We start from the raw sequence: 12,010 nt of genomic DNA, 5'->3' as shown, positions 1-12,010 counted from the left end.
AAAATAATCCGAACACGTACTTTAGTCTGAATATTGATATACTTTCAATTCAAATTTAGGAATCATAGCGAAGAAATGGTCGAATATATCCGACTGGATCCGTTCATATTCTTTCCATATTTTATTCCGGGAGAAGAAATAAATCTGGACGGGAACACCATATTCCGTGGATTGAAGTTGGCTGATAATTAAATCCAAATCTTGATTTACGACAGGAAGACTTGTCAGATAACGCTCTACATATACACGGAATACTTGGGAGTTTGTAGGTACTACATCCTTATCCGGTTGGTAATCCGCTAATAAAGGAATTTCCTTGCGGAAGGTATCTAGCATCTCCGGCGTACAGAACTTGATCGTATTCAAATCGAGATAAATGGACTTCATAACCCTGCGTCCTCCAGACTCAACCATCCCGCGCCAGTTTTGGAAAGAACTATTCACTAGATTATAAGGCGGGATTGTCGAGATCGTATTATCGAAGTTCTGAACTTTCACGGTGTTTAGGGTTATTTCTTGAACAATACCGTTCGCATTGGCAGAAGGCATCGTGATCCAGTCGCCGGGGCGCAACATATCATTTGCCGAAAGCTGTATACCTGCCACGAAACCTAATATGCTATCTTTAAAGACCAACATAAGAATAGCTGCCGATGCACCTAATCCGGCGAAAAGGGTAGCCGGGGATTTATTGACGAGAATCGCTATAATGACAATGCCGCCAACGAAGAAAACAAGCACTTGTAATACTTGTATAAAACCTTTCATCGGCCTGTTTTTCATTTTCTCCTGTTGGTTAAACAAATCCAACATCATTAAGAGAAGACCGTTGAGCGCTAACAGCAGGGAAAATATGATATAGACTGCGCAAATCTTCTGGGAAATGAATAATAATTCCTTTCCTCGGATAAAAGCCATCGGGAGCAAAGCATATACTAAAATGCCGGGAATCGTATGTACGAGATAATGTACGACCTTACGTTTAATTAATAACGTATCCCATTTATAATGCGTATGCTTAACGATACTACGTACCCCTCCGACAAAAACAGCTTGGCATAAATAATCTAATCCGATAGCGACCGCCACTAGTAAGATGGCGATGATCGCCTCGTCAAATGTGTTCGCTATTTTCTCGTCTACACCCCATCCGGTGAGGACTTTGTTCATCCAACTACCTAAATTTATCATAATAATCGTTTTTTGATATAACACTACTCTTAAAAATAGGTTCAATCCTACGTTAAATTTGCCCTTTTGTTAAGATTGCTTGTAAATGTAAGCGTATTAATCCAATTGAAAAATGTATCTTTGTGAAATAATATAAACTTAAATGGATTCCATGAGATCTCTGTTGTCAATCTCAGATTTTCTACAGGTACGAGAGCATAAATTAAGTAATGATTTGACGGTATGGTTGAATGAGGACCATAGCCAACCTAAGATATTCGGAGCCGTAGTTGTAAAAGCCGGAGCTAAAGATTCCCCTAACACAGGTATCGCGCATTATTTCGAGCATATGATGTTTAAAGGAACGGATAAGATCGGGACAATCGATTATGAGTCCGAGAAAGTCTTGCTGGACATTATCGCCGAGAAATATGACGCTTTGGCGGATACCGAGGATCCCAAGATGCGTGCCCATTTGCAGCAAATCATTAACGACCTGAGCGTACGTGCCGCTGAGTATGTAATACCGAATGAGTTCGACCGGTTGATCTCTCGTTTCGGTGGTACGAAGTTGAATGCCGGGACTTCTTACGACTATACATTATATTTCAATACATTCTCTCCGCAATATATCTCCCAATGGGCCGAGATCAATAGTGAGCGTTTGGTAAATCCCGTATTTCGTCTTTTCCAGAGTGAGCTGGAGACGGTCTATGAGGAAAAGAACATGTATGGAGATACGATGGCTAGTGTCGCCATCGAGAAATTGACAGAGCGTTATTTCTATCCGCATCCGTATGCTTATCCGATTATCGGAAGTGCGGAGAACTTGAAGAATCCCCGTCTTTCGGAGATGCGCCGGTTCTTCGAGAAATACTATGTCGCTTCCAATATGGGATTGATCTTAAGCGGGGATTTCGATACGGAGGAGGTCTTGCCAATCTTGGAATCTACTTTTTCACGGATACGAAAAGGGAAGCCGCCTCACCGGGATATTGTTACATTACCGCCATTCAAGGGACGGGAGAAGGTGAGCGTACGTATTCCTATGCCTTTCGTGAAAATTATGGCATTGGGATTCCGGGGAGTTCCCGCGAATCATCCGGATCAAGTTGCGCTCAATATCGCCGTATCTTTATTGAATAACTCCAATGGTACGGGATTTTTGGATAAGCTGACGGTAGATCATAAGGTGATGGGTGCGATGGCGGTTAACCAAAGTATGAATGAGGCTGGAATATTAGGCTTGTTGGTATTTCCGAAGTTCTTTTTCCAGACCTATGCGGCAGCCGAGAAATTAGTATGGAAACAAATCAACCGCATTAAGGAGGGGGATTTTAGCGATGAGATGTTTCAAAGCTTGAAATTGGAGCAGAAACGTGAATATGCCTCCAAATTGGAAGACATAAACTCAAGGGCCGAGGTGATGATGCGTATTTTCTCTCAAGGGAAAAGCTGGCAGGATTATTTGGATGAGGTTACCCGTATCGATGCCTTGTCGAGAGAAGACGTGATTGAGGTCGCCAAGAAATATTTTACGGAGAATTATATGTACGTCACGAAGAAGACCGGACGCTATCCGAAAACGATCTTACCCAAGCCGGATTATTCACCGATTATACCGAAGAACTCCGATGCTTCCTCCGCTTATGTGGAACGTCTGGAAAAGATACCCGTACAAGAATTGAAACCGCATTTTCTCGATTTTGAGAAAGACGCCGAGGTCGTATCCTTGCGTCCGCTTGTCACGTTGTATAAGACTCATAATTCCGTAAATGATATATTCTCGCTGACACTATCTTATGGAGTGGGGCAGTTGGAGCTTCGTGATCTTGATAAATTGTCCGCTTATCTACCTTTCGTAGCGACGGAATCGATGTCTTTTGAGGTCTTTCGGGGTAAATTGCAGGAACTTGGTAGTACATTGACTTTTGATTCCACGGATTCTGAGTTTCTGGTGGTGGTGAATGGTTTTGATGGGCATTTTACCCAAACAATGGCTTTGGTCGGCGATTTCTTGCGGCACGCCAAGCCAGATGACAAGAAGTTACGGCAGATTGTGGACGAGGCGAAGGTAACGGAGAAATCGTTGTTCAATTCCAGCGAGAACGTAGCCGATATGCTGTTAGAGAAAGTCAAATTTGGGGAGCAATCCCGTTATTTGACTAAATTATCGTTCGCTGAAATCAAGAAACTAAAAGGAAAGATGTTGCTGGACACTTTCAGTAAGGTACGTTCGGTCGCTTGTAACCTGCATTATTGTGGTACATTGTCTATGGAGGAGGCCGCCCGGCAGATCAAGCAGCATTTACCCTTGGAGGAGGTAAGTATTCCATCGAACTCTCCCTATATCCGTGATCTTATGACGTATGATAAGCCGACTGTCTTTTTCATGGACATGGAGGATGTCACGCAAAGCATAATCTATGCCTATATGTATATCGATCCGTTGAAGGCTAAGGAAGATCGTCCTATTTCCCGGTTGTTTAGTGCTTATTTCGGAGGGGATATGTCATCCTTGATGTTTCAGGAGATCCGTGAGTTTCGTTCGTTCGCTTATCAAGTAAATGCCCGTTTGAAACATCCTCCTTTGAATCGATCGGAGAAGCCCGCTAGTTTCGTGATGAAATTGGCTACACAGACGGATAAGATGATCGATGCGATGGAAGTGTTGGAGAATTTGGTGCATGATATGCCGGAACGTCCGGAACGGGTGGAGTCGGTGAAGCAGACGATTCGTAATTGGGTGAATAATGAATATCCTACTAGTCGCTCCCTTTCCTTGAAGATCGCCGGTTTCCGGCGTGAAGGGTACGAGAGCGATCCGAACAAGGATTATCTGGAGGTTATCGATCGGATGACTATGGAGGATATCCTTCGTTTTTATAGGGAGAATATACAAGATCATTTAATGATATATGCGATAGTCGGTAATTCAAAGAGTATGGATATGGAGAAACTCTCTAAATTCGGACAGATCGTTAAGGTAACAAAGAAAGACATTTATAGGTAATGTATAGTAAGGAGGAACTGAAGAATCTCAAATTGGAGTTTTGGGAAAGCTTCGCCGCTTTTTGTGAGGTGCAACCCTATTTGCGGGGGCGTAAGAAAATTTGGACATTATATGATACGAAGGTAAAGGGCGTTGAGTTGAAATTCGACGCGAACCGCCAAGGGGCTTACGTTATTCTTGAGGTAAACCACCGTAGCGAGGATTTACGTCTGGAAATGTTTGAGCGCCTGACTTGGTATAAAGAGACGTTGGAACAGGATTTTCCCGAAGGCTTGATCTGGGATATTTGTTTTGTCCGTGAGAATGGCCGACAAGTGGCCCGTATCTATGTAGCAAAAGAAGGATTGGATTTGCATCGGAGAGCGCATTGGGGAGATTTTTTCACTTTTATGGCTAGCCAGATGTATTTGTTGGAACGAAATTTTATGGGTATAGCAGAATACTTAAGAGAATAATTACGAGATATGAATCTAAAGGTATTTATCGGAGCTTGCGTACTGTCCGGTCTGGTTGCTTGTAGCTCTGTTAAACAAGATGAGGCCGGTTTGTCCCGGCCCGGTGTGAGCCTTGAGCTAGCTCAATTCCGGAAGGAGCATTTCTCAAATGTCCGTTATAATCTTTTCTTCTCGATCCCGGAATCTCGTGACGAGGCGATCCGGGGAAAAGTGGAGCTATCCTTGCGATTAGACGAGAAACAGCCGCTTATTATTGATTTCCGCGGAGAACCGGAGCAAGTGACCTCCGTAACCTTGAACGGAGGAGATATTCCCTATGAAGTGAAAGATGAGCATATCGTGATTGCCTCAGATTGGGTAGCGGTGGGAGAGAACCGGGTAGCGATCACTTTTACTCCGGCGGATCAATCCTTGAATCGACGGGATGAGTTCCTGTATACGTTATTGGTTCCGGACCGGGCACGTACGGTATTCCCTTGTTTTGACCAGCCGGATATGAAGTCGTTTTTTACCTTGACCTTGGAAGTTCCTTCCACTTGGCAGGCTGTGGCGAATGGCGCTATCACACAAACGGATAGTACGAGCGTCTCCGGTCGGAATCGTATTTCTTTCAAGGAGACGGAACCGCTTAGTACCTACCTGTTCTCATTCGTGGCCGGTAAACTGACTCGGGAGGTTTATTCCCGGAACGGGCGGGATATCTCTATTTATCATCGGGAGACGGATCCGAAAAAGATCGCTCAATGCCCAGCCATCGCCGACGAGGTGTTCGATGCGTTGGAATGGCAGGAAGACTTTACTGGTATTCCTTATCCTTTCGCTAAATATGACGTGATTATCTTACCCGGTTTCCAATATGGGGGTATGGAACATACGGGTGCTACTTTATATACGGATCGCCGGATGTTTCTGGATGAGCATCCTACCTTAAATGAGCGATTGAGTCGGAGTTCCTTGATCGCACATGAAACCTCTCATATGTGGTTTGGCGATTATGTAACGATGAAATGGTTTGATGATGTATGGACAAAAGAGGTTTTCGCTAATTATTTTGCTTCCCGTATCGTAGAACCTTTATATCCGGACGTGAATCACCGGTTGAATTTTATTCGGGATTATATTCCCGCGTCTTATTCGGAAGACCGTACGTCAGGTGCGAATCCGATCAAGCAAGATTTGGATAATTTGCGGAACGCCGGTTTGGTATATGGTAATATCATCTATGATAAATCTCCCGTGGTTATGGAAATGTTGGTACGTGTTCTGGGAGAAGAGGCTTTCCAGCAGGGAATCCGTGAGTACTTGACTACTTATGCGTATGGGAACGCTACGTGGGAGGGCTTGATCCGTATCTTGAATAAATATACGGAAGAGGATCTGGCCGCTTGGAGTGAGGTGTGGGTGAATCAGAAGGGTATGCCGGAGATTACGGCTTCGGTTAAGGACGGCGAGTTGGTCGTAGAGCAGCGTGATCCGTTGGGCCGGGGTTTAAAATGGCCGCAAGAATTAACCTATCGGGTGATCTGTGGAACGGATTCGGAAGAAATCCCGGTTTCTCTCGAAGGAAACTCTGATTCCTTCCGAATGAAATTAAGTTTTCTTCCGAATGGAAATTGTGTCATTCTTCCGAATACAAATGGGCGTGGCTATGGCTTCTTTAAAATAACAGAGGGGGAGTCTTCCGGTCTATGGTCTGTGCTTCGCTTATCGGAAGATGAGGTGTTGAAGGGATCTTTGCTGATTACCCTTTATGAGAATCTTCGTTGGAAAACGATTTCTCCACAAGGGTTCCGTGATGAAATGTTAGCGTATTTACCGAATGAGTCTAATTCTTTATTGTTCTCGATGGCTTTAAGCTATTTAGGAGATTGCCAGCGGATATTCCCGTCGGATTCTCGTCCGTTGGAACAGGTCTTGTGGAAGATCGTGACAACGAATCCCGTATCCCAACATCGTTTGCAGGCGTTTCGTTTGTATCGTTCGATAGCGGATTCGGAGGAGGCGGTACAACGTCTGTATACGTTATGGCAGGAACGGAAAGCTCCGAAAGATTGCGCATTGAGCGAGAGTGATTATATTGGCTTGTCCTATATATTGGCGATACATTTGCCGGAAAAAGCGGATAAGATTATCGCTACGCAATTATCCCGCATACAGAATCCGGACCGGAAGAAGGAGTATCAATTTATCTCCCCATCCGTATCGCCCCGCAAGGCGGAACGTGACAGTGTCTTCGCGTCCTTGTTGATCGCCGGGAATCGTAGGGTGGAGCCATGGGCCTCTTCCGCTCTCGCTAATTTGAACCATCGCCTACGAGAACAAGAGTCGGTCGCTTATATCCGTCCGGCCTTGGAAGCGATGCCGGAAGTACAGCGGACTGGCGATATCTTTTTCCCCACCGCTTGGGTTCGCTCCTTGCTTTCCGCCCATACATCGAAGGAAGCTCGGGAAGAAGTTGATGCGTTTTTTACCGCGCATCCGGACTTCCCCTTGATGCTTTCCAATAAGATTAAGCAGCAAGCGAGTCATTTGTATTAAAGTAAATCATTATATTTGTCCTTGAGAACGAATTAATAAGAAAGGAGCATTTGTATGACGGCAATGGAACTAAAATGCCTAAAGATGGATTTGGTCGAAGAATTGTTAAGCATCGATGAGACAGAGATCAACTTGCTCTAACATCTACGACAAAGCAGAACGTGAATCTATAAGCTTGAAAGAGATAGAAGAGTTGCTTCGTAAGAACGGATTGAAGTAATATCGATATTGTGATAATATTTTGTCAGAAATATTTGTTCTTTCAATTATTATTGTAACTTTGCGACGTAAATAACAAAAGAAATGAAAATAACGACTACATTATATCACCATCATCATTACAGCGGGCAATAGTTCGGTGGGCTGAATGGTATGTATGTACTCATGATAAAAAGATAAAGGCTTGCCGTTTTGCGGTAAGCCTTTTTTTGTTGATATTTATAATATAAAAATAAGATATAGTTATGTTGAGAATTGCGGTACAATCGAAAGGCCGTCTGTACGACGAGACCATGATGTTGCTTGAAGAAGCAGGTATTAAACTAAACAGGGGCAAACGCATCCTGTTATTATCGGCAAAAGGTTTTCCGGTAGAGGTATTATTCCTTCGTGATGATGATATTCCTCAGTCTGTAGCTAACGGTGTGGCGGATATTGGTATTGTCGGAGAGAACGAGTACGTAGAGAAAGGGCAAGAGGCGAAATTGATCAAGCGTCTGGGCTTTAGTAAGTGCCGTCTATCCTTAGCGATCCCCAAAGATGAGGAATATAAGGGGGCTGAGTGGTTTGAGGGAAAAACGATCGCTACTTCCTATCCTGCGATCCTACGGTCTTTCTTGGAGGAGAGAGGCGTGAAGGCGGATATTCATGTAATCAGCGGCTCTGTGGAAATCGCCCCGGGCATTGGTTTGGCGGACGCTATCTTTGATATCGTAAGCTCCGGTAGTACTTTGGTAAGCAATCAATTGAGAGAAGTGGAGGTAGTCCTTCCTTGTGAGGCTTTATTGATCGCCAACAATAATCTGTCCAAAGAGAAACTGGAGATCTTGGATGAGCTTCTATTCCGCTTTGAAGCGATTCAAGTCGCCGAGGGCAAGAAGTACGTGTTGCTGAACGCTCCGAAAGAAAAGCTGGATGAGATTATCGAGGTGCTTCCCGGTATGAAGAGCCCGACCATAACGCCTTTGGCAAACGATGAATGGGTCTCTGTTCAATCCGTGATCGCCGAGAAGCATTTCTGGGAAATTATTGGTAAACTAAAATCATTGGGGGCTGAAGGTATCTTAGTGCTTCCGATCGAGAAAATGATTGTATAATATGGAGATTATAAAATATCCCGGACGTGAGGAATGGAGCTCACTAATCAAACGTCCCGCATTGGATGTAACCACCTTGTTCGATACGGTCCGTACGGTATTGGACGAGGTACGTGAGCAGGGTGACATCGCCGTAAAAGCGTATGAGGAAAAGTTTGATAAGGTGCTCCTTTCTTCCCTTCAAGTCTCGGAAGAGGAGATGCGGGAAGCGGATGCCTTGGTCGCTGAGGACTTGAAACAGGCGATCCGTACGGCAAAGGCGAATATCGAGAAGTTCCATGCCTCGCAGCGTTTCGAGGGAAAGAAAGTGGAGACTACCCCGGGAGTCACTTGTTGGCAGAAAGCGGTAGCGATTGAGAAAGTCGGTTTATATATTCCGGGCGGAACGGCGCCTTTGTTTTCCACGGTATTGATGTTGGCAGTGCCCGCACGTATCGCCGGCTGCAAGGAGATCGTATTATGTACGCCACCGAACCGGGAAGGGAAAGTACATCCCGCTATCCTGTTCGCCGCAGAGGTCGCAGGTGTAAGTAAGATATTCAAGGCTGGAGGAATCCAAGCGATAGCGGCGATGGCCTATGGGACGGAATCGGTCCCCAAGGTGTATAAGATCTTTGGCCCCGGTAATCAATACGTGACGGCGGCAAAGCAATTAGTAAGCCTGAAAGAGGTCGCCATTGATATGCCCGCCGGACCATCCGAGGTAGAGGTGATCGCGGACGAGACGGCGAATCCCGATTTTATCGCCGCCGATTTCCTCTCGCAGGCCGAGCATGGAGTGGATAGCCAAGCGATCCTCGTAACCGCTTCGGAAACGATCGTGGAACCCGTGGCCCGTGCCATCCAAGAGCAACTCGATCGTTTGCCTCGAAAGGAAATTACCGAGAAATCATTAGCGCACAGCCGTATCATCGTATTGAAAGATTCGCAGGAAGTCGTAGACTTCACGAACCAATACGCTCCCGAACACTTGATTATCCAGACGGCGGATTACACCGCTATCGCGGAGCGAATCGAGAACGCCGGCAGTGTCTTTATGGGTCCATATACTCCGGAAAGCGCAGGCGATTATGCTTCCGGCACGAATCATACCTTGCCGACCAACGGCTATGCCAAGGCATATAGCGGCGTGAACTTGGATAGTTTCATCAAGAAGATCACTTTCCAAGAGATCACTTCCGATGGTATCCGTGCCTTGGGTAGTACGATCCAAACCATGGCGGCCAACGAGCAGCTGGATGCTCACCGCAACGCAGTAACAATTAGATTGAACACGATATGAAAGACCTGAAAGATTTAGTAAGACCGAATGTCTGGAATTTGAAACCGTATTCATCCGCACGTGATGAGTTTCATGGGGATGCCTCCGTTTTTCTGGATGCGAATGAGAATCCGTGGAATATGCCGTATAACCGTTATCCCGATCCCTTGCAGTGGAAATTGAAGGATCGTCTGGCCGTGTTGAAAGGTGTGGACCGTAGCTCGATCTTCTTGGGCAATGGCAGTGACGAGGCCATCGATCTGGTGATCCGTGCTTTTTGCGAGCCGGGGTTGGATAGTGTAGTGACGATCTCGCCGTCGTATGGCATGTATGAGGTGGCAGCGAATGTAAATAACGTGGAATGCCGTAAGGTTTCTTTGGACGAAAACTTTGATTTGGATGCGGAAGCCGTATTGGAATCGGCGGACGAGTGGACAAAAGTGATCTTCCTATGTTCTCCGAATAACCCTAGTGGCAACAGTCTGGATCGTGGCTCGATCTATAAGATCTTGAAGAATTATGAAGGAATCGTGGTGATCGATGAGGCTTATATCGACTTCTCCGCTTATCCCTCTTTCTTGAAGGAATTATCCGGGTTCCCGAATCTGATCGTTCTTCAAACCTTGTCGAAAGCGTGGGGAGCGGCGGGTATTCGTTTGGGTATGGCATTCGCCTCTCCGGAGATTATCGGTGTCTTGAATAAGATCAAATATCCGTATAACGTCAACCAGCTTACACAGGAGAAAGCTTTGGAGCTCTTGAACGACGAGGCGACCATGAAGCACCAAGTGAACGAGATCCTCACGGAGCGTAACCGGCTGGAGAAGATCCTGTCCGAGCCTCCTTTCTCCTATCAAGTATATCCCTCAGACGCTAATTTCTTGTTGGTGAATGTCGGCAAGGCGGATGCCATGTATAATGGGCTCGTGAAGAAAGGGATCGTAGTGCGTAACCGTAGCAACGTGCAGAAATGCCGGGGTTGCCTTCGTATTACGATCGGTACGCCGAAAGAGAATGATAGCTTATTGAACGCGATGAAAAACATGAAATTATGAGCACGAGGAAAAGAGCGTTGTTTATCGACCGGGACGGCACGCTTGTAAAAGAGCCGCCCGTAGATTATCAATTGGATAGCTTGGAGAAACTAGAGTTTGTCCCGAAGGTGATGCGTAACCTCTATTTCATTCGCGAGCGGTTGGATTTCGAGTTCGTGATGGTCTCCAACCAAGACGGGCTGGGAACGCCCTCTTTCCCGGAGGAGACTTTCTGGCCTGCCCATAACTTGATGCTAAAGACGCTGGAAGGAGAGGGGATCGTATTCGACGATATCTTGATCGATCCTTCCTTTCCCGAGGATAATTCCCCGAATCGTAAGCCTCGTACGGGAATGCTCACGAAATATATGACCGGTGAATACGATCTGGAGAATAGTTTCGTGATCGGGGACCGCCTTACGGATATGGAGTTGGCCCATAATCTGGGCGCTAAAGGTATCTGGTTGCGCCCGGAGGAGGGAGCGGAGAGTGAGTTGGCGGCTTACGCTACCTCATTGTCTCCCGCCTATATCACGGATGATTGGGATAAGATCACCGAGTATCTGTTTGCCGGCGAGCGTCGTGCGGTCGTACGGCGTGCCACGAAGGAGACGGACATCTATGTGGACTGGAATCTGGATGGAACCGGAAAGACATCGATCTCTACCGGGCTTGGTTTCTTCGATCATATGTTGGATCAGATCGGTAAGCATTCCGGTACGGATCTGACGGTACGGGTAAAAGGCGACCTGGAGGTCGACGAGCATCATACGATAGAGGATACGGCGATTGCCCTTGGCGAGGCGATGCTGAAAGCGCTGGGTGATAAGCGAGGGATCGAGCGTTATGGCTATTGCCTTCCGATGGACGATTGCTTGTGTAGTGTGGCGCTGGATTTCGGTGGCCGTCCTTGGTTGGTTTGGGACGCTGAGTTCCACCGTGAGAAAGTAGGGGATATGCCTACGGAGATGTTCCTCCATTTCTTCAAGAGCTTGAGCGACGCTGCCCGCATGAATTTGAATATCCGTGCCGAGGGTACGAACGAGCATCATAAGATAGAAGGTATCTTCAAGGCTTTGGCCCGCTCGATCAAGATGGCGATCCGACGAGATATTTATCGGTTTGAGCTACCGAGTACGAAAGGGCTCTTGTAATCTGTAAAAAACACTACTGTATTTGTGCACGAATACAGTAGTGTTTTAGTCTGAATACTATTGTGTTTA

Annotated in this window: 8 protein-coding genes; 7 read left to right on the top strand and 1 reads right to left on the bottom strand. The window is 46.1% G+C overall.

Translation table 11 applies throughout. The features are described from left to right. Positions 1–21: 21 nt before the first annotated feature. Positions 22–1,191, bottom strand: a complete 1,170-nt coding sequence (locus tag NBH07_RS16165) for a mechanosensitive ion channel family protein (protein WP_156682367.1) — start codon at positions 1,189–1,191, stop codon at positions 22–24. Between the two features lie 142 nt (positions 1,192–1,333). Here NBH07_RS16165 and NBH07_RS16160 point away from each other — a divergent pair, with 142 nt between their 5' ends. The 7 genes from NBH07_RS16160 to hisB all read left to right on the top strand — a co-directional run bounded on the left by NBH07_RS16160 (position 1,334) and on the right by hisB (position 11,941). Then, complete coding sequence (locus NBH07_RS16160) at positions 1,334–4,183, top strand: M16 family metallopeptidase (RefSeq protein ID WP_036631571.1); 2,850 nt, start codon at positions 1,334–1,336, stop codon at positions 4,181–4,183. Beyond that, positions 4,183–4,638, top strand: a complete 456-nt coding sequence (locus NBH07_RS16155) for a DUF4268 domain-containing protein (protein ID WP_005857205.1) — start codon at positions 4,183–4,185, stop codon at positions 4,636–4,638. The genes NBH07_RS16160 and NBH07_RS16155 overlap by 1 nt, the downstream gene beginning before the upstream one ends. A 9-nt stretch (positions 4,639–4,647) precedes the next feature. After that, positions 4,648–7,176, top strand: coding sequence for a M1 family aminopeptidase (locus NBH07_RS16150; RefSeq protein ID WP_036643792.1), 2,529 nt, complete (start codon positions 4,648–4,650; stop codon positions 7,174–7,176). A 464-nt stretch (positions 7,177–7,640) separates the two neighbouring features. Further along, positions 7,641–8,492 (top strand): ATP phosphoribosyltransferase, encoded by an 852-nt coding sequence (gene hisG / locus NBH07_RS16140; protein WP_008779818.1) that lies wholly within the window; start codon positions 7,641–7,643, stop codon positions 8,490–8,492. Position 8,493: 1 nt separating this feature from the next. Continuing rightward, positions 8,494–9,774 (top strand): histidinol dehydrogenase, encoded by a 1,281-nt coding sequence (hisD, locus tag NBH07_RS16135; protein WP_036631574.1) that lies wholly within the window; start codon positions 8,494–8,496, stop codon positions 9,772–9,774. Continuing rightward, positions 9,771–10,808, top strand: coding sequence for a histidinol-phosphate transaminase (hisC, locus tag NBH07_RS16130; protein WP_036631575.1), 1,038 nt, complete (start codon positions 9,771–9,773; stop codon positions 10,806–10,808). The genes hisD and hisC overlap by 4 nt, the downstream gene beginning before the upstream one ends. After that, positions 10,805–11,941 (top strand): bifunctional histidinol-phosphatase/imidazoleglycerol-phosphate dehydratase HisB, encoded by a 1,137-nt coding sequence (hisB, locus tag NBH07_RS16125; protein ID WP_011966260.1) that lies wholly within the window; start codon positions 10,805–10,807, stop codon positions 11,939–11,941. The genes hisC and hisB overlap by 4 nt, the downstream gene beginning before the upstream one ends. Positions 11,942–12,010: the final 69 nt, after the last annotated feature.

Origin of the sequence: Parabacteroides sp. B2-S-102, assembly GCF_023656665.1 — a bacterium.
GTDB classification, from domain to species: domain Bacteria; phylum Bacteroidota; class Bacteroidia; order Bacteroidales; family Tannerellaceae; genus Parabacteroides; species Parabacteroides distasonis.
The sequence above is the reverse complement of the archived record's forward strand: the minus strand, read 5'-3'. Positions and strand labels throughout refer to the sequence as shown.

Bases quoted from the DNA above. Each gene is read 5' to 3' on its own strand.
- hisD (WP_036631574.1), top strand. From the start codon at position 8,494: ATGGAGATTATAAAATATCCCGGACGTGAGGAATGGAGCTCACTAATC.
- hisG (WP_008779818.1), top strand. From the start codon at position 7,641: ATGTTGAGAATTGCGGTACAATCGAAAGGCCGTCTGTACGACGAGACC.
- NBH07_RS16160 (WP_036631571.1), top strand. From the start codon at position 1,334: ATGGATTCCATGAGATCTCTGTTGTCAATCTCAGATTTTCTACAGGTA.
- NBH07_RS16150 (WP_036643792.1), top strand. From the start codon at position 4,648: ATGAATCTAAAGGTATTTATCGGAGCTTGCGTACTGTCCGGTCTGGTT.
- hisB (WP_011966260.1), top strand. From the start codon at position 10,805: ATGAGCACGAGGAAAAGAGCGTTGTTTATCGACCGGGACGGCACGCTT.
- hisC (WP_036631575.1), top strand. From the start codon at position 9,771: ATGAAAGACCTGAAAGATTTAGTAAGACCGAATGTCTGGAATTTGAAA.
- NBH07_RS16165 (WP_156682367.1), bottom strand. From the start codon at position 1,191: ATGATAAATTTAGGTAGTTGGATGAACAAAGTCCTCACCGGATGGGGT.
- NBH07_RS16155 (WP_005857205.1), top strand. From the start codon at position 4,183: ATGTATAGTAAGGAGGAACTGAAGAATCTCAAATTGGAGTTTTGGGAA.